Source organism: Chryseobacterium sp. (assembly GCF_022869225.1).
Taxonomy (GTDB): domain Bacteria; phylum Bacteroidota; class Bacteroidia; order Flavobacteriales; family Weeksellaceae; genus Chryseobacterium.
The window spans coordinates 69,475-86,286 of the sequence record NZ_JALIHL010000001.1 but is presented as its reverse complement, the minus strand read 5'-3'; the positions used below and the strand labels follow the sequence as shown (position 1 = coordinate 86,286).

The window sequence follows — 16,812 nt, the reverse complement described above, 5'->3', positions numbered from 1 at the left end:
AGTTTTTATAAGTTTCCAATCGTATATTGGAGTTGATAGTATTTTAGTTGTCGGTTGATTTTTACAGAAATAAGATTGGATTCGGCTTCCAGATAAGTATTGTCGGCATCAATAAGCTCAGTAATCAAGCTCAGCTTATTGGCATATTTTGTTCTGACGATGCGGTAGTTTTCTTTGGCCTGGTCAATGGCTTCTTCAGCGATTTTTACCTTCTGATCAGTTTCTTCAAATTTTTTGTACGCTTCATACACATGATGTCTGATTTTCTCTTCATTTTCTTCAATCTGCAGTTTGGCCAGATCAATATTCTCTCTGGCTTCCTGCATTCTGTATTTGTTTTTATACAGATTTTCGATAGGATAGGTCAGATTCATTCCAATCATTCCCAAACGGTACGCATAGGGTTCGGGAGGGAAGAACATCATATTGGGGTACTTTAAAAAATATTCTCCGCCGGCTGTAATTTTGGGTAGGTAATCCGCTTTGGTGATCTTTTGATCCAATTCTTTCAGAGAAAGGTTTTTATGGGCAATTTCAACCGATTCATTTTTGGTTAAAGCTGTTTCTGTCAATTCATCAATGTAGGGGATAGATGCTTTATCTGATATCAGGTCTTCCGTATCCACATGCATTTCCTGGCTTTCCGGAAGGGCGAGAATGGTTTTCAGTTGGTGTTCTGCGATCTGAATGTCATTGTCGAGTTCGGTCCAGCTCATCTTGTGGTTGGAAAGCTGTAAAGAGGTTCTCAATACTTCATTCACAGTGACCACTCCGTTGACTTTAAGGGCTTTTACCTGTTTAATATTGACCGAATCTTCTTTCATTTTATCGTTGATAAGACTTTGCTGTTCCTTTAAATGATGGATCTGCAGAAAGGCGGTAATGATCTCCATGGTAAGCTGTCTTTCATCCAGGTGTGTTTTTAAAGCGGAAATTTCGGTATCAATAGCCGCTTTTTTTTCCGTATTTTTTATTTTTCCTCCCATATAGACAGGAATGGATGCTGACAGGGTAAAATCATACATTCCGTTAATGGCATCATACTTTGTTGCTTTATTAAACACACCGTTCTGATGCTGAAAAAGATTGGTCACCTGATTATAGCTGGTATGAAATTCAATGTCCGGTAATTTTTCCATTTTGAGATCTTTCTCTTTGGTAACGGACATTTCCTGTTTTAGATGGCTGATCTGAATGTTCTTGTTGTTTTTGAGACCAATTCCTACAGCCTGTTGCAGGCTGAGATGCTGGTAGTCGATCATCTGTGCATGTAAAAAACTGCTGATCAATAATAAGCACAACGCGATGCATTGATATCTACATGCGTTAAATATCATATTCATAAATTAATTAAAGGATTTTTGCTAAAATGATTTTGATGCAGCAAAGTTACGACGAGTAGCGACAGACCCGATTTGTGAAAACAGAAAAAGATTTGTTCATTTACGCCAATTTAAAAATTCTTCCTATCTTTATTTCATGAATAACAGCCATTTTAAAGCAGTAGAAGAAGAAGATGCCGAATTTTATGTGTATCATGTGCTCACAGGCAATGTCACTACCGATATCCATTATCATAGCTCTGCCCAGTTAGTCTATGCTGAAGGTGGTATAGTACATGTTTTTACAGATTTGAAGCATTGGTATCTTCCTGCAAGATGCTTTATGTGGATCCCTGCGGGAACTCCGCATTATATTTTTTCAACCAGTCCGAAAGTGGATCTTTATAATTTTTATTTTAAAAAAGATGAAATTGAAAATGGCTTTTTTGATGAAATTAATATTTATTCAGTCAATAACCTACTTCGGGAGATGATTTTATATACCAAAGACTGGGATGGAAAAATCACAAAAAATGATGGTTCTAAATATTATTTCCTTAAAGCTTTAAAAGGCATTCTTCCGGAAAAAAGAGATAAAAAGTTAGCTTTTCCGGTACAGCATCCTTTTCCAAAAGATGAGACCCTGCTGAAAATTGCAAAATACATTCATGCCAACCTTGAAAAACCGCTTACGATAGAATCTACAGCCAAAGAATTTGGAATGAGTACCAGAACCCTTTCCAGAAAGTTTAAAGAGATTTTAGGGATGAATTACGTACGTTTCTTAAGAGCATTGAGAATCACCCGTTCTCTTGAGCTTATGCTGGAAGGAAAATACAATATGTACGAAATTGCGATGATGGTAGGCTATAACAGCTTATCCTCCTTTAGCAATATTTTCAAGAAGGTCATTGGAGTAGCTCCTACGGAATATCAGCAGAAACTGAGAGGAGATAGGTAGCTGGTTGGAGGATTGAGAGTGGGAGAATTCTGTGGCTCTTTGAACCCCGAATTGTAACTGGAGATTAATCCAGGTTCTGAAATTAATTTTTTAGAAATACATCTTGTCTCTTGACTCTTGATTCTCGGCTCTACTCACATTGCACAAAAAACCACTCCAAATAAATTGAAGTGGTCTTATATGGTGAGAAATTCTCAGTCGCTTATTAAGCTTCTTCAGATTTAGCTTCTTCCTTTTTAGCAGGAGCAGCTACAACCGGAGCGTCAGAAACGATGTCAAACTCGTAGTTGTACTCAACATTTCTGTGAAGTCTGATAAGAGCAGAGAATTTACCTGTTCTTTTGATCGTGCTTCCAGGGATTTTGATGTATTTTTTATCTACAGAAACACCAGCCTTTTCTAAAGCAGCAGCTAAGTCAGCATTGTTGATAGATCCGAATAATTTATCACCAGAACCTACTTTTGCAGGAATAGTAACAGCTGTTTTCTTCAATTGATCAACTACAGCGTTAGCAGTAGCGATTAATTTAGCTTCTTCTTCTTTTCTAGCTTCTAATGTAGCTTCTAAAGCAGCTTTGTTTTTAGGGGTAGCTAAAAGAGCAATTCCTTGAGGAATTAAGAAGTTTCTAGCATAACCTGGCTTTACGTTTACTGTATCAAACTCAAGTCCTAAGTTTTCTACGTCTTTTTTTAGGATAATTTCCATTGTTGTTGTCCTTTTTCAGATTTTAGGTTTATATCTAAAATCAAGTTAGAATTAATGATGTATTCAGCAACAAAAGAAGAGGTTGCCCTCTTCCTTTATTTATTTTTGTCTTATTTCAATAAGTCAGCTACGTATGGTAGTAATGCAAGGTGTCTTGCTCTTTTGATAGCAGCAGAAACTTTTCTTTGGTATTTTAAAGAAGTTCCAGTGTATCTTCTTGGTAAAATCTTACCTTGCTCGTTAACGAACTGTAATAAGAAATCAGCATCTTTGTAGTCAACGTGCTTAATTCCGTATTTTTTGAATCTACAATACTTCTTTTCAGATTTTGTATTGATATCAAGCGGAGTAAGGAATTTTACTTCTGATTCTCCTCCAGCTGAGGCTTGTTTAGCCATTTCATCTATTGCCATGTCTTGTCTTTTTTAAAAAATAGGGTTAATAATTAAGCTTTAGCTGCTTTTACTTTAGTTCTTCTAGTTACAGCGTACTCAACAGCATGCTTGTCAAGTTTTGTAGTAAGGTAACGGATTACTCTCTCGTCACGCTTAAATGCTAATTCTAGATCAGCCACTACAGTACCTTCTCCTTTGAATTCGATTAAAGTGTAGAACCCATTCTTTTTCAATTGGATAGGATAAGCTAATTTTTTTAATCCCCAATTTTCTTTAGCAACGATTTCGCAGTTCTTTTCTTTGATAAGATCTACATACTTGTTCACTGCTTCCTCTACCTGTGACTCAGATAGAACGGGAGTTAAAATGAAAACAGTTTCGTAATTGTTCATAATGTTAAATGAATTTGTTAATTATTTCGAGGTGCAAAATTATACATTATATTTGTAATATACAAGAGGAGTGGTGAAATTGTTTGCTAGTTGCTGCAATATGTTGTTTTTTGTATTTTAGTTTAAAATTACTTGACTATGAAGCTGCAGTAGCATTATTACACGCGTTTAAAGATTTTAATCTGATGGTGAAAAAGGATTAAAGCTGCCCGGTTGACCTATTAATCCGCAATTAATCATGCTGCCTGATTTCCGTTAAAAAATTCACTTTCAATACATCATATAAAGAATGTCTGCTTACCAAAATAGACGTAATGGAAGATACCATGCCGGCAAGCATCAGATGAAAAATTAAAGAATGTCTGTCCGTCATTTCCAACACAATAATCGCTGAAGTAAACGGAGCTCTGGTAATTCCTGTCAGAAATGCCACCATTCCGGCAAGAATAACGACATTGGTCTCATTGGGCGTCAGATGAATAGCTCCTGAAATCACAGAACCAATACTGGCTCCCGCAGTAAGGGCAGGTGCGAAGATCCCTCCGGCACCCCCGGAAGTAAAGGACAGGGCAGGGCCGAGCATTCTTAGAATCGGGACATACCAGTCTTCATGTTTGTCTTTGGTAAAAAGAACACGTTCCATGATCTCTTTTCCGGAACCCAGAATTTCCTTGTTGATAAAATAGGCTATGGAAGCAATAATTAAAGCGGAAATAACTAAGAATATGACATTCGCTTTATCTGTTTTCAGTTTTTCTTTTTCCAGCTGCTTATTTTGAGCATGATAACAGAAAGCTGGCTGGCAAGAATACCCGCTGTTCCAGCCACAAGGATAATCGGAAACATAATCATCAAAGAAACATCATGGGTTTTCGGGTAGCCAAGGTATAAATAAGATCCTGCGAGTGTCTGAGCCGTTAATCCCGCGATAATAACCGCTGTAAACAAAGCGGTTTTAAAGTAATTAATATGCGTTTTTGAAAGCTCTTCCACCGCAAATACAATTCCTCCCAACGGCGTATTGAACGCTGCCGCAAGTCCGGCTGCCGCTCCGGTCATAATCATGTTTTTCTTGGAGATCTTCGGCCACCATTCGGGGAGGTACTCATTTACTTTTCTGAAAACAGAACCTGCAATTTGTATGGTAGGGCCCTCACGTCCTACAGCACCTCCTCCAATAACCAGAATGACTGAGGACAGGATTTTGAAAAAAATAATCTTAATGCTTAAAAGACTTCTGATTTTCCGATGCTCTTTCGGGTTGGCCAGTTCTACAGCTGCCATCACCTGTGGAATGCCGCTTCCTTTGGCATTCGGAGCAAATTCTTTCACCAGCCACCAGGAAAGGACGAAACCGATAGGAGCGATAATGAAAATCATCCACGCATGCCAGTCAAAAATGAAATTCATAAGATGTTCGCCCCATGCAAATATCTTAGCATACATCACAGCAAAGAAGCCGGTGATCAATGATCCGATCCAAAAAGGGATGGCCTGAAGGAGATTGTGCTTCAGTTGTTCGTTTCGGATATTGTCGAAGGAATTTTTGAGAGATTTTTTTATAGGGGCAAGAATTTTCAGCATTTGTTAATTGAGAGGTATAAAAGTACGTGAATTTTGAAGATTTTATATTTCTTCTGAAAATTTTGAGATCATTTCAGCGCTTTCAATGGTAAGCGTTTCAGAATCTTGAATGTCAGCAGCTGCAATATCATAGGACTCTGGAAGTTGATCATAAACGTCTGTAATTAATTTCGTGAAATCAAAAAACCTTGTCATATCATATTTTCTGTAATCAGGATCCATCTTATCCAATATTATTTGTTTAAATTTAATACTAATAACTTAAACTTCCAAGAGAGTACTTATCATGTAAAATGAATTTATTTAATTTATTTTAAAATTGAAAGCTGAATATTATTAATTTTTTTTAATAAAACTAAGGTTTGAGCTCAATAAAAAAATCCCAACTTTTGTCGGGACTTTATGGATTGAATTGAGGTGATTTTTAATTAATTTTTCAGAGCCATAAGATTTTCTATTTTAGTAATCATATTGGAAGCATTGGTATTTTGCGGGTCCAATTCAAGAGATTTTTTGTAATTTTTTAATGCCAACGGATAGTTTTTAGCATTAAAATAGCCTTCTCCTAAGCTGTCAAAAGCATTTCCGGATTGCGGATGTTCCTTTACATTTAATTCAAAAATTGTAACAGCCTCATCAGTTCTTGAGCTTCTCATTACAATATAACCGATATTATTCAATGTCTCTTCAAAATCCCATTTGGGGTTTTTAGCCCTGATCGTAAAGTAGTTTTTTTCTGCATTGGGATTGTTTGTTTTGGCAAATCCAGCAATAATGGATTCTTCAGCTATAGAATAAGCATCGGTCAGATTTTTATCGATGATGGAGGCAATATGATTGACAATATGATACTGTGACGGAAAAAAATTATACCCGTTCGACATCATAATAATGGTGATATTATTCTGTGGAAAAATCCTGTAAGCGCTGACGTTTCCACCGGAAAAACCGTAAGACGGAATAGTATTCGATTTGTTGATCTCCCAGCCGTAGGCAAAAACATCTTTTTTGTTCCCATAGTCAAATGGTTTCCACATCATTTCTTTCGTTTGTTGATTCAATAGATCATTTTTGCTGAGATGACCGCTCCATTTTAAAAAGGCAGGAAGCGTAATGGCTAATCCATTTCCGGAATGTGCTCTCACACCGTCATTAAATGTAGATTGTTCGTATTGGTTTGTTGTGTTGTTGTAATTGTATTTCTGAACCCTATTGGGAACTTTCTCAAGAGAATTTGACGAGAAATATACCTGATCTTTTACATCAGAGAATTGATTGTTAATAATGAAATCATTGAAAGACTGCGCGGTGATCTTTTCGATGATCATGGTAAGGAGCATATAATTCGTCTGATTGTATCTGTATTCATTTCCTGTTTTAAAATCCATTTTTTCTTTTGCCAGGCGTTCAATAACTTTTGCGTTAGAATCATTAACCGGAATATCATTAAATTCAACAAAATTCGGAAGTCCGGAAGAGTGCGTCAATAAGTTTTTTACTTTTACGTCCTGCCATTCTTTGGGTAGGTTTTCAACATACTTTGAAACGTTGTCTTCCAAAGCTAATTTTCCCTGTTCAATCAGTTGAAAAATGCCAACGTTGGTTATTAATTTTGAAGTAGAATATATTCTAAACATTGAACCTGGGCCCACTTTTTTTAGATCTTCCAGATTTTCCGTTCCGTAATACCGCTCAAAAATTATTGTGCCATCTTTTATAATCCCAAGAGCCAATCCCGGGATTTTATTGTTTTTCATTGCTTCTTTAACATAGCTGTCAATCAATCTGGACTGATTGGTTTGTTGTGATAAAGCGGTTATGGAAATATGTAATGCAAATGCTGCCGGAAGGATATGTTTCATTTTGAGATAATTCAGGTTGTTGTTTATATAAGACAATTGAGCAGTCTGCTCTGTTACATGGTCTGTTGAATATTTGTATAAAATGTTACAGCTTTTTCCAATAAAAAAACCTCCGATTTAATCGAAGGTTTAGTATTTAAAATCAACAAATTACTTATTGCTGATTGCTGATTGCTGATTGCTGATTGCTGATTATTATTCATTATATTTCTGTGTTCAGATCCCAGTTTTCAAGGTAGTCGTGAACATGCTTCAGCATCATTCCTCCTAAAGAACCGTCTACCACTCTGTGGTCATAAGAGTGAGACATGAACATTAAGTTTCTGATGGCGATTACATCTCCGTCAGCCGTTTCAAGAACTGCCGGTTTTTTAACGATGGCTCCGATTGCTAAAATAGCGACCTGAGGCTGAGGAATGATCGGTGTTCCCATAAGGTTTCCGAAGCTTCCCACGTTAGAAATGGTATAGGTTGCTCCCTGAGTGTCTTCAGGTCTTAATTTTTTGTTTCTTGCTCTGTACGCTAAATCATTGATCGCTTTTGCAAGACCGGAAAGTGATAGCTGATCAGCATTTTTGATTACAGGAACGATAAGGTTTCCGTCCGGAAGGGCAGTAGCCATACCGATGTTGATATTTTTCTTTTTGATGATATTTTCACCACTTACAGAAACATTGATCATCGGGAAATCCTGAATCGCTTTCACTACAGCTTTCACGAAGATTGGCATGAAAGTCAGTTTTTCGCCTTCACGCTTTTCAAAAGCTGCTTTGTTTTTATTTCTCCACTTTACAACGTTGGTAACGTCTGTTTCGATGAAAGAGGTTACGTGTGGAGCAATTTGTTTTGCTTTTACCATGTTTTCAGCAATGATCTTTCTCATTCTGTCCATTGGAATGATTTCATCACCTGCACTTACCGGAACTGTAGCTGCCGGAGCAGATACTGCTGGTTTCGGAGTGGAAGCTGCCTGTACGGGTGCAGCTTGCTGAGCGGGCTGGCTTCCTCTGTTGGAAACATAAGCCAATATATCTTCTTTAGTAATTCTTCCTTCTAAACCGCTTCCTTTGATCGTTTTCAGTTCAGTTTCAGAAATATTTTCCTGTTGGGCAATTGATTTTACCAGTGGAGATAAGTAGAGGTCTCCTGAAAATTCTACGTTTGAAGCTGCAGTCTTTAAAGGCTCTTCAATCGCTTTTAATGTTTCATTGTCCGGAGTAGCTGCCGGAGCTTCCGTTTTTACTTCTTCTGAAGCTGTATTTCCGCCTTCTCCTTCAATTTCTAAAATAGCAATGGCTTCACCAACTTTTGCAACTTCGTCTTTTTGCTTTAAAATTTTTACAATTTTCCCCGAAACTGGCGTCGGTACATCTGAATCTACTTTATCTGTTGCAATTTCTACTACGGAATCATCCTCTTTTACGTTATCACCTTCATTGAATAACCAAGTGATAATTGTCGCTTCCATAACACCTTCTCCCATGGAAGGAAGCAATAATTTGTATTCTGCCATTTTTGATTTTTAGATTTTGACAAATATATAAAAAAAATCGGTTTTTTTATGAAATATATAATCTTAGGAAAATTCAATATAGATATTCTCGCCTACATTCAATCCAAACAGGCTTTTAGCTCCGTTTTTCCTGCTTCCTTTATAGATCGTAAGTTCCAATAGCTGGCTGTCATTGAATATTGCAGCAGATTGTCCATGGAATTCGGTTTCCCTTTCCCAGTCAGAAACCACTTCGGTATGGCTTGAAAATACTTTTGAAAGGCTAAGGTTTCTGAATTTTATGGTAAAATTACTGTATCCTTTACCCATATTTTCAAAGAAATCTTTGCTGATATTTGAGATTATATTTCCGAAATTATCAATATAGGTGACTTCTCCAATAATCATTCCTTCAGATTCATTGAAAACGGGTCTGGGGAACATGAGCTGTTTGGCGGTATCGATCTTTCTTCCGATCACTTCCGGAAGTCCTCCGTTGGCAAGATGTACTGCTGCCGGGACGAAAATATCGGTTGATGTAAAATTAATGATATCATCAAAACGGTTGTTCAGCGTGATTTCATAGATGGCTTCAGGCTTGATGTCAAAAAATACAAGGCTCAGAAGACCGTTATCTGCTGCCAGAAAGTAGGACCCGTCTGCTTTGTAAAGTATATTTTTTCTTGATTTATTGTAAAAACTATCTACAGAAAGGATATGAATGGTTCCTTTAGGGAAATATTTATAAGCGTTTCTTACAATATATGAGGTCTGTATAAGGTTGAATGCCTGGATATCGTGGGTTATATCAATAATATTAACCTCAGGATTTAGAGACAGGATTTTGCCTTTCACAGCCGAAACTCTGTAATCTAAATTTCCGAAATCCGAAGTAAGGGTAATAATTGACATGAGCAATTTTAGAATAGTGTAGTATTGCAAAGTTATTTAAAATAAAAAGAAAGCCCGAAAGATTGTTGAAAAGAATTTGACATAAATTTGAAAAAAAGCTTTAATTTTAAAATCTAAAAATAAAAATACTGCATGTTTGAATTAACATATGATCTGGAAGATATTGATGCAAAAATCTTCTATGGAGTTAATAACCAATATTTCAACTTAATAAAATCAAGCTTTCCAACCCTTAAAATCACCGGAAGAGATCATGTTATCTTTGCGATGGGAAATCAGGAAGCATTAGACATATTGAAACAAAAATTGGACGATATTGTCCGTTTTATTTCCAAAAATAACTCAATAGGCCTGAAAGACGTTGAAAATATACTGAATATTAAAGATGAAAATGAAAAGCAGCTGATCTTTGACCAGGATATTATTGTAAAGGGAGTCAATGGAAAGATCATTAAGGCTAAAACAACGAATCTTAAAAAGCTGGTAAAGGAAACAGAGAAAAAAGATATGGTTTTTGCGATCGGTCCTGCGGGAACGGGAAAAACCTATACGAGTGTTGCCTTGGCTGCAAGAGCGTTAAGAGATAAAGAGGTGAAAAGGATCATTCTTACAAGGCCCGCTGTAGAAGCAGGGGAGAGCCTTGGATTTTTACCCGGAGACCTAAAGGAGAAGCTGGATCCTTATTTGCAGCCCTTGTATGATGCCCTTCGTGATATGATTCCGCATGAAAAACTTGAAGGCTTCATGGAGAAAAAAGTAATTGAGGTTGCACCGCTGGCTTTCATGAGAGGCCGTACCCTGGATGATGCCTTCGTCATTCTTGATGAAGCGCAGAATACCACCCATGCCCAGATGAAAATGTTTCTGACCAGGATGGGGATGAATGCTAAATTTATCATTACAGGAGACCCAAGCCAGATCGACCTTCCGAAAAACCAGCAGTCCGGATTGAAAGAGGCCATGAGAATTCTGAACGGGGTTAATGAGATCGGCTTTGTCCATCTTACCGAAGAAGACGTGGTAAGACACCCGGTGGTAAGAAAAATTATTCTGGCGTATAACGATGAGGAGAAGAGGCTTAGAGATGATTAATATTTAATATAAACGGCATAAATTGTGAAAAAAATCCTTTAAAGTTTGCAATTGGTAAAAAAATAATTAGTTTTGCAGTCCTTAAAAATTTTAAAACTAATACCATGAAAAAACTTTTACTAATTGCAGCGGCAGCTGTTTTGGGAATCAACGTAAGCGCTCAGGAAGCAAGATTCGGTGCTAAAGCAGGATATTCATTATCGACCTTAAAAATGAAGTCGGACGGCCAGTCTGAAAGTTCAGATCCCATGCATACTTTCTATGTAGGCGGATTGGTTGAGTACAAAATCAGTGATAAATTCGGTCTTCAGGGGGAAGTTTTATATTCTCCGCTGGGAGGTAAAGTAGACGAGACCGGTTCATTTGAAGGAGATTTTGAAGGAAATGTTCGCGTAAAAGCAAAAACCACTTTCGGTACTTTATTGATTCCTGTTTCTGCTAAATATTTTATTACTGAAAATTTAGCTGTTTCTGCGGGTGCTAGTTTTGGTATTATCCTTACTGCAAAAGCAAAATATGAAGTAACAGGAGGAGCGGAGATTCCGGGAGAGCTGGCTGCTGAGTTCGGTTTAGGAGATAAAGTGGATATCAAAGACCAGATGAATACTTTGAATATTGCTCCTTTCATTGGTGCTGAATATTCTCTGGAGAACGGATTATTCTTTGACGCAAGATACAATTACGGTGTTTCTAACCTGGCCAAAGATTCAGGAGACGGAAAGTTAACGAATAGCTTCCTACAGGTTGGTATTGGTTTCAAATTCGGAGGAAACTAATCAGAAACTCAGGACAATAGTATAGAACAGGGCAGAGATTTGTCCTGTTTTTTATTTTCCGGGAAAACCCCATCCGCTGAGTTGGCTCTCATCACAAAAATAATTAGTATTTTTGCACGACAATTCATAAAGCTACTAAAAAAATGAAAAAACTATTATTATTAGGTGCTTTTGCACTTTTAGGAGGTGCTGCTCAAGCACAGGAAGGTTTTAAACTGGGTGGGCATATTGGTGTTCCTGTATCTGATGCAAGTGATGTGTCTTCATTTACTCTGGGAATAGATGCTGCTTATATGTGGAATATTACAAAAGGGCTTGACCTTGGGGTAACAACCGGATATTCTCATTTCTTCGGAAAAGATAATTTTGATGATTTTGGGTTTATTCCTGTAGCGGTTTCCGGTAAATATAAATTTTCAGGAGCTCCTATTTTTGTAGGATTAGACTTAGGATATGGTATTTCTACCAAAGACAGTATGGACGGAGGATTCTATGCACAGCCTAAATTTGGATATCAAATGAAGAAAGGGGAGTTGTATTTAGGGTATCAGACTGTCAGTAACAGACGTGACTATGGATGGTATAGAAATAACTGGAATGTAGGAGCTATCAACTTAGGATATAATTTCTTTTTGAAATAAGGAAGGTAAAAGCAATATATTAAACTCCGGCCCAACGCCGGAGTTTTTTGTTTCTTTAAGGAAAGTATCTTTGAAAAAGCACAAACCGGTGTTTAGAGGTCTTATTTTCCCTTCAGGTTTATGGTAATGGCTTTAAAAGTTTGTTAGGGATGCTTATCTATTAACTTACTTTGTCTTTACCCTGTTTTTTACTATATAATATTTACTTTATTTAGAATATTCATAAACGGTTGTTTAAATTTTAAGAGTTAACAGCTTAAATGTTAATGTTTTACATAATACATTTTATGTAAATTATAAAAAAAGAGCTAATTCTGGTGAAAACAACAAATCATAAACAGCAAACATATTGAGCTCTAATTGAAAATTTGTAGTTTTTTTATTCATAAAATTGTGAAAAAATCAAAATCTCTTGTGAGCTAAGATTTATTTTTATAAAAGGTTAGTATTGGTCAATGATATTAATCACGTTAACAAATTTTAATATTAGGGGTGTCCACTGTAAATTTGCCCTCAGAAAGTATTAAAATTTTTTAAAATGAAAAAAATATTATTAGCGGGTGCTGTTGCACTTTTTGGTTTATCAAACGCTCAGATTGCTAAAGGAACTACATATCTTTCAGGACAAGTAGGTTATTCTCAAAACGAAAATAACAATAATGATACTAAAGTAGAGAGCTTCAAAGTTCTTCCAACTGTAGGATATTTCGTAGGGACTAACTTAGCTGTAGGTTTAGGAGTAGGTTACAAAAACGATAAAACGACGACTACTACAACTGGGACTATCGCTAATTCTAGCTTTATTAACGAAAACAAAAACACTACATCTGCATTTGTAGTAGCTCCTTTCGTAAGAAAATACTGGACTTTAGCTGATAAATTATATATCTTCGGTCAATTAGAAGTTCCTATGGAGTTCGGTCAGTACAAAACTGAAAAAGATGCAACTGTTACTACAGGATCTACAACAACTTCTACTTCTACTTCTGATAAAGCTAACTACACTTCAATCGGTGTTAACATTAAGCCAGGTTTAGATTATTTCTTAAACAAGAACTGGTCTATCGAAGCTACTATCGGTGAGTTTGGTTACAACACAAACAAATTAGATGTTGATGGAGCTAAGAGAGTAAACGATTATAAATTCGGATTGAATTTATCTTCTGTAACTTTCGGAGTTAAATATGTATTTGCAAAATAATAAACAAAGCATATAGCAATAAAGCCCTGAGAATTTCTTAGGGCTTTTTTAGTATACCCATTTTTAAATATAATACCCATGAAAAAAATCTTATTGACAGGTGCTGTTGCACTTTTTGGTTTATCAAATGCCCAAATTGCTAAGGGAACAACTTATCTTTCCGGACAGATAGAATATCACCACAATGAAAATAATGAAGTCAACGGCAGTAGAAAGGATGATGTTTTTAAAATTCTTCCTACAGCAGGTTATTTCGTTGCTTCCAATTTGGCTGTAGGATTAGGAGTAGGTTATAAAAGTGCTGTTTCAAAATATGAAGTAGGTGATGCTGCTATCAGCAATGTACTTGAAATTAAAGATACGGATAATGCATTTGTGGTAACTCCATTTGTAAGAAAGTACTGGACTTTGTCTGAAAAGCTGTACATCTTTGGCCAATTACTGGTTCCATTGGAGTTTGGCCAGGAGAAAATAGAATCAAGTTCCGCTAGTGATGGAGGAGATCCTTTCTTTAATTACTATTTTTCTCAAAAAAATAAGTATACTCGTATTGGGGTTAATATCAAACCTGGTTTAGATTATTTCCTAAACAAAAACTGGAGTATTGAAGCTACTCTGGGAGAATTTGGATATAATACGTATAAAGCCGACTATGAAGGAGCGACCAGAAAGAACAAGTATCAATTCGGATTGAACTTATCTTCCGTGACTTTTGGAGTTAAATACGTGTTTGCAAAATAAAAAACAAAACCATATAAGTAAAGCCGGAAGAGTTTCTTTTTAAGCTTTATTTCAAATAGAAATTAAATATAATAATCATGAAAAAAATCTTATTGGCATCAGCTCTTGCTGTTGTTGCTGGTTTGAATGCACAAACTAATTTTGGGGTAAAAGGAGGGTATACCTTATCAAAACTGAATTCTAATGAGGATCCTGAATTTGAAGGTGTAAGCGGAGGATTAAAATCCAAGTCCGGGTTTTATATCGGAGCTTTGGTTGAGCACAAATTCACTAATAAATTTGCAGTTCAGGGAGAGGTTCAATATGCCAACCTCGGAGGAAAAGTAGAAGTAGGGATGTCTGGTATTACCGTGACTGAGAAACTTCGTTTTAACAGGATTGTGATCCCTGTATCCGCAAAATACTATCCGGTTCCTGAATTCGGGGTATATGCGGGACCCTATGTAAGCTTTAAAACAAATACAAGCGTTAAAATTGAAGTGAGCGGAGGAATGCCGGATCCGAGAGCCATCAGAGAAGGAGAACAGTTTTTGGAACAGCAGTTTAATGATCATCTGAAATCAACTGAGTTCGGGTTGTTCTTTGGTGCTGATTTCAAAATTTATAAAGGGCTTTTTCTGGACGCACGCTACAGTTTTGGTCTTACCAATATGATCAAAAACCCTGTGGACGGTGAGAAACTCAAAATGGATTTCTTCCAGCTTGGACTAGGGTATAGGTTTAAATAAATACGGTTAAGATAAAAAAATAAAAAACTCTCAGATTTCTGAGAGTTTTTTTATAGAATAATATTGTTTCCAATTATTTTCCGAACATTCCGCCCATTCCAGGCATATTCGGCATTTTGCTCATCATCTGCATCATTTGCTTTCCTTGAGGCCCCTGCATCATCTTCATCATTTTACCCATCTGGTCAAACTGTTTCATCAGCTGATTCACGTCTTCAATTTTTCTTCCGGAACCTTTGGCAATTCTGCCTTTTCTCTGAGTATTAATGATAGAAGGTCTTCTTCTTTCCTCAGGGGTCATAGAGTAGATGATGGCTTCAATATGCTTAAATGCATCATCACTGATTTCCACATCCTTGATCGCTTTGCCCACTCCCGGAATCATTCCCATCAAATCCTTCATGTTACCCATCTTCTTGATCTGGTTGATCTGCTTAAGGAAATCATCAAAACCGAATTCGTTTTTAGCGATTTTTTTATGAAGTTTTTTAGCCTCTTCTTCGTCAAACTGTTCCTGGGCTCTTTCTACTAAGGAAACAACGTCTCCCATTCCCAGGATCCTGTCTGCCATCCTTTCCGGATAGAAAAGGTCTAAAGCTTCCATTTTTTCTCCTGTAGAGATGAATTTGATCGGCTTTTCAACCACAGAACGGATCGTCAATGCAGCACCCCCTCTTGTATCCCCGTCTAATTTGGTAAGAACAACTCCGTCAAAATTTAAAGCATCATTGAATGCTTTTGCTGTGTTGACAGCATCCTGACCGGTCATGGAGTCTACAACAAACAGGGTTTCCTGCGGCTTGATAAAATAATGTACAGACTTGATCTCGTTCATCATTTGCTCATCAATTGCTAAACGGCCTGCGGTATCCACGATAACCACATCATGGTTGTTGGCTTTTGCAAAATTGATCGCATTTTCAGCAATAGTAGAAGGGTTGGTAGCACCTTCTTCAGTATAGACCGGTACATTGATTTGTCCTCCCAATACTTTAAGCTGGTCTATTGCAGCAGGACGATACACGTCACATGCTGCCAATAAAGGTTTTTTATTTCTTTTTGTTTGTAAATAATGAGCGAGCTTTCCGGAGAAAGTGGTCTTACCGGAACCCTGAAGACCTGCAATAAGGATTACACTAGGCTTACCTGAAAGGTTGATTCCTTCCTGGGAACCTCCCATCAGATCCACTAATTCATCATGAACAATTTTGGTCATCAGCTGTCCAGGAGTAAGAGAAGTAAGAACATTCTCTCCTAATGCTTTATCCTGAACTCTTTTAGTAAGATCTTTTGCAACTTTATAGTTAACGTCGGCATCCACCAATGCTCTGCGGATCTCCTTTACGGTTTCCGCTACATTGATTTCGGTAATTTTTCCTCTTCCGGAAATATTGTGTAATGCCTTGTCTAATTTATCCTGTAAACTATTAAACATATGTATTGTAAATTATAGGTTTGCAAAAATAAGGAATTTTTGGCATATCCAAAGGATCTATACACGTAATATTATATATAGAGAAAAAATGATAAATATCAAATCCTATCATAATACGATAGAAAAAGTCTATTTTTGCGATCAATTAAAATAAACCTTAGATCTGTAACGATCGGTGAAAATAATTTTTAAAATGAAATCTAATCCAAATATTCTTATTGTCATTTTATTTTTCCTGACATTCCTGATTCATTTTTCTCTTTGGAAGTTTGTTTTCCATTTGGATGAAATCATTATTATTAAATTTTACCTTTTCCTAAGTGTAATGTTTATGATGATGATCACCCTTATTGTTTTAATCAATAGAGTAGCTCCTGAATTTTTAGGATTATCTGTGATTGGTTTGATTCTTTTAAAATTCGGTTTGATGTACTTAATCCGGAAAAAACTGAACTTTGAAATGATTCCAGGCTATAAATTTCATTTTATCATCCCTTATTTTGTCCTGACAACACTGCTTACGTACTATGCGATCAAGCTGATTAATCATGATAAAAAACAGTAAAATTATT

The 16,812-nt window shown here is 36.5% G+C and carries 17 protein-coding genes and 1 pseudogene; 8 read left to right on the top strand and 10 right to left on the bottom strand.

What is annotated here, in order from left to right; all coding sequences use genetic code 11:
* Window positions 1–5: 5 nt before the first annotated feature.
* Complete coding sequence (locus MUW56_RS00435) at window positions 6–1,343, bottom strand: TolC family protein (RefSeq protein ID WP_292011326.1); 1,338 nt, start codon at window positions 1,341–1,343, stop codon at window positions 6–8.
* Window positions 1,344–1,479: 136 nt separating this feature from the next.
* Between MUW56_RS00435 and MUW56_RS00430 the strand changes: the two genes are divergently transcribed.
* A complete protein-coding gene (locus tag MUW56_RS00430) occupies window positions 1,480–2,283 on the top strand; it encodes an AraC family transcriptional regulator (protein ID WP_292011325.1) in 804 nt (267 codons plus the stop codon).
* A gap of 205 nt (window positions 2,284–2,488) precedes the next feature.
* Here the strand turns inward: MUW56_RS00430 and rplI are convergent, their stop codons facing one another.
* From rplI to MUW56_RS00390, 8 genes and pseudogenes are all read right to left on the bottom strand, one after another.
* Window positions 2,489–2,989: a 50S ribosomal protein L9 gene (gene rplI / locus MUW56_RS00425; protein ID WP_292011324.1), complete on the bottom strand. Its 501-nt coding sequence runs from the start codon at window positions 2,987–2,989 to the stop codon at window positions 2,489–2,491.
* Between the two features lie 110 nt (window positions 2,990–3,099).
* Window positions 3,100–3,402: a 30S ribosomal protein S18 gene (gene rpsR, locus MUW56_RS00420; RefSeq protein ID WP_002979091.1), complete on the bottom strand. Its 303-nt coding sequence runs from the start codon at window positions 3,400–3,402 to the stop codon at window positions 3,100–3,102.
* Window positions 3,403–3,434: 32 nt separating this feature from the next.
* Window positions 3,435–3,776, bottom strand: a complete 342-nt coding sequence (gene rpsF / locus MUW56_RS00415) for a 30S ribosomal protein S6 (protein WP_047429790.1) — start codon at window positions 3,774–3,776, stop codon at window positions 3,435–3,437.
* Between the two features lie 232 nt (window positions 3,777–4,008).
* Window positions 4,009–5,360: pseudogene (locus MUW56_RS00410) on the bottom strand (chloride channel protein).
* Window positions 5,361–5,402: 42 nt separating this feature from the next.
* Window positions 5,403–5,591, bottom strand: coding sequence for a hypothetical protein (locus MUW56_RS00405; RefSeq protein ID WP_292011323.1), 189 nt, complete (start codon window positions 5,589–5,591; stop codon window positions 5,403–5,405).
* Window positions 5,592–5,788: 197 nt separating this feature from the next.
* Window positions 5,789–7,222: a serine hydrolase gene (locus MUW56_RS00400; RefSeq protein ID WP_292011322.1), complete on the bottom strand. Its 1,434-nt coding sequence runs from the start codon at window positions 7,220–7,222 to the stop codon at window positions 5,789–5,791.
* Window positions 7,223–7,424: 202 nt separating this feature from the next.
* Window positions 7,425–8,735 (bottom strand): dihydrolipoamide acetyltransferase family protein, encoded by a 1,311-nt coding sequence (locus MUW56_RS00395; protein ID WP_292011321.1) that lies wholly within the window; start codon window positions 8,733–8,735, stop codon window positions 7,425–7,427.
* A gap of 63 nt (window positions 8,736–8,798) precedes the next feature.
* A complete protein-coding gene (locus MUW56_RS00390; protein WP_292011320.1) occupies window positions 8,799–9,626 on the bottom strand; it encodes an SAM-dependent chlorinase/fluorinase in 828 nt (275 codons plus the stop codon).
* 132 nt (window positions 9,627–9,758) lie between these two features.
* On the opposite strand from MUW56_RS00390, the gene MUW56_RS00385 reads away from it, so the two are divergent.
* From MUW56_RS00385 to MUW56_RS00360, 6 genes are all read left to right on the top strand, one after another.
* Window positions 9,759–10,718 (top strand): PhoH family protein, encoded by a 960-nt coding sequence (locus MUW56_RS00385; RefSeq protein WP_292011319.1) that lies wholly within the window; start codon window positions 9,759–9,761, stop codon window positions 10,716–10,718.
* 104 nt (window positions 10,719–10,822) lie between these two features.
* Window positions 10,823–11,494 carry a porin family protein gene (locus tag MUW56_RS00380; protein ID WP_292011318.1) on the top strand — a complete coding sequence of 224 codons (672 nt, stop codon included), beginning with the start codon at window positions 10,823–10,825 and terminating at the stop codon, window positions 11,492–11,494.
* A gap of 143 nt (window positions 11,495–11,637) precedes the next feature.
* A complete protein-coding gene (locus MUW56_RS00375; RefSeq protein WP_292011317.1) occupies window positions 11,638–12,135 on the top strand; it encodes a hypothetical protein in 498 nt (165 codons plus the stop codon).
* A 538-nt stretch (window positions 12,136–12,673) separates the two neighbouring features.
* Window positions 12,674–13,336 carry an outer membrane beta-barrel protein gene (locus MUW56_RS00370; protein ID WP_292011316.1) on the top strand — a complete coding sequence of 221 codons (663 nt, stop codon included), beginning with the start codon at window positions 12,674–12,676 and terminating at the stop codon, window positions 13,334–13,336.
* Window positions 13,337–13,414: 78 nt separating this feature from the next.
* Complete coding sequence (locus tag MUW56_RS00365) at window positions 13,415–14,077, top strand: porin family protein (RefSeq protein ID WP_292011315.1); 663 nt, start codon at window positions 13,415–13,417, stop codon at window positions 14,075–14,077.
* Window positions 14,078–14,154: 77 nt separating this feature from the next.
* Window positions 14,155–14,805 (top strand): porin family protein, encoded by a 651-nt coding sequence (locus tag MUW56_RS00360; RefSeq protein ID WP_292011314.1) that lies wholly within the window; start codon window positions 14,155–14,157, stop codon window positions 14,803–14,805.
* Between the two features lie 73 nt (window positions 14,806–14,878).
* On the opposite strand, the gene ffh is transcribed toward MUW56_RS00360, so the two are convergent.
* A complete protein-coding gene (gene ffh, locus MUW56_RS00355) occupies window positions 14,879–16,240 on the bottom strand; it encodes a signal recognition particle protein (protein WP_292011313.1) in 1,362 nt (453 codons plus the stop codon).
* 193 nt (window positions 16,241–16,433) lie between these two features.
* On the opposite strand from ffh, the gene MUW56_RS00350 reads away from it, so the two are divergent.
* A complete protein-coding gene (locus MUW56_RS00350; RefSeq protein WP_292011312.1) occupies window positions 16,434–16,805 on the top strand; it encodes a hypothetical protein in 372 nt (123 codons plus the stop codon).
* Window positions 16,806–16,812 lie beyond the last annotated feature (7 nt).

Coding starts and splice junctions, on each gene's coding strand:
- MUW56_RS00400 (WP_292011322.1), bottom strand. CDS start 7,222: ATGAAACATATCCTTCCGGCAGCATTTGCATTACATATTTCCATAACC.
- MUW56_RS00380 (WP_292011318.1), top strand. CDS start 10,823: ATGAAAAAACTTTTACTAATTGCAGCGGCAGCTGTTTTGGGAATCAAC.
- MUW56_RS00350 (WP_292011312.1), top strand. CDS start 16,434: ATGAAATCTAATCCAAATATTCTTATTGTCATTTTATTTTTCCTGACA.
- MUW56_RS00375 (WP_292011317.1), top strand. CDS start 11,638: ATGAAAAAACTATTATTATTAGGTGCTTTTGCACTTTTAGGAGGTGCT.
- MUW56_RS00360 (WP_292011314.1), top strand. CDS start 14,155: ATGAAAAAAATCTTATTGGCATCAGCTCTTGCTGTTGTTGCTGGTTTG.
- MUW56_RS00435 (WP_292011326.1), bottom strand. CDS start 1,343: ATGAATATGATATTTAACGCATGTAGATATCAATGCATCGCGTTGTGC.
- MUW56_RS00390 (WP_292011320.1), bottom strand. CDS start 9,626: ATGTCAATTATTACCCTTACTTCGGATTTCGGAAATTTAGATTACAGA.
- MUW56_RS00365 (WP_292011315.1), top strand. CDS start 13,415: ATGAAAAAAATCTTATTGACAGGTGCTGTTGCACTTTTTGGTTTATCA.
- MUW56_RS00430 (WP_292011325.1), top strand. CDS start 1,480: ATGAATAACAGCCATTTTAAAGCAGTAGAAGAAGAAGATGCCGAATTT.
- rpsR (WP_002979091.1), bottom strand. CDS start 3,402: ATGGCAATAGATGAAATGGCTAAACAAGCCTCAGCTGGAGGAGAATCA.
- MUW56_RS00370 (WP_292011316.1), top strand. CDS start 12,674: ATGAAAAAAATATTATTAGCGGGTGCTGTTGCACTTTTTGGTTTATCA.
- ffh (WP_292011313.1), bottom strand. CDS start 16,240: ATGTTTAATAGTTTACAGGATAAATTAGACAAGGCATTACACAATATT.
- MUW56_RS00385 (WP_292011319.1), top strand. CDS start 9,759: ATGTTTGAATTAACATATGATCTGGAAGATATTGATGCAAAAATCTTC.
- MUW56_RS00395 (WP_292011321.1), bottom strand. CDS start 8,735: ATGGCAGAATACAAATTATTGCTTCCTTCCATGGGAGAAGGTGTTATG.
- rpsF (WP_047429790.1), bottom strand. CDS start 3,776: ATGAACAATTACGAAACTGTTTTCATTTTAACTCCCGTTCTATCTGAG.
- rplI (WP_292011324.1), bottom strand. CDS start 2,989: ATGGAAATTATCCTAAAAAAAGACGTAGAAAACTTAGGACTTGAGTTT.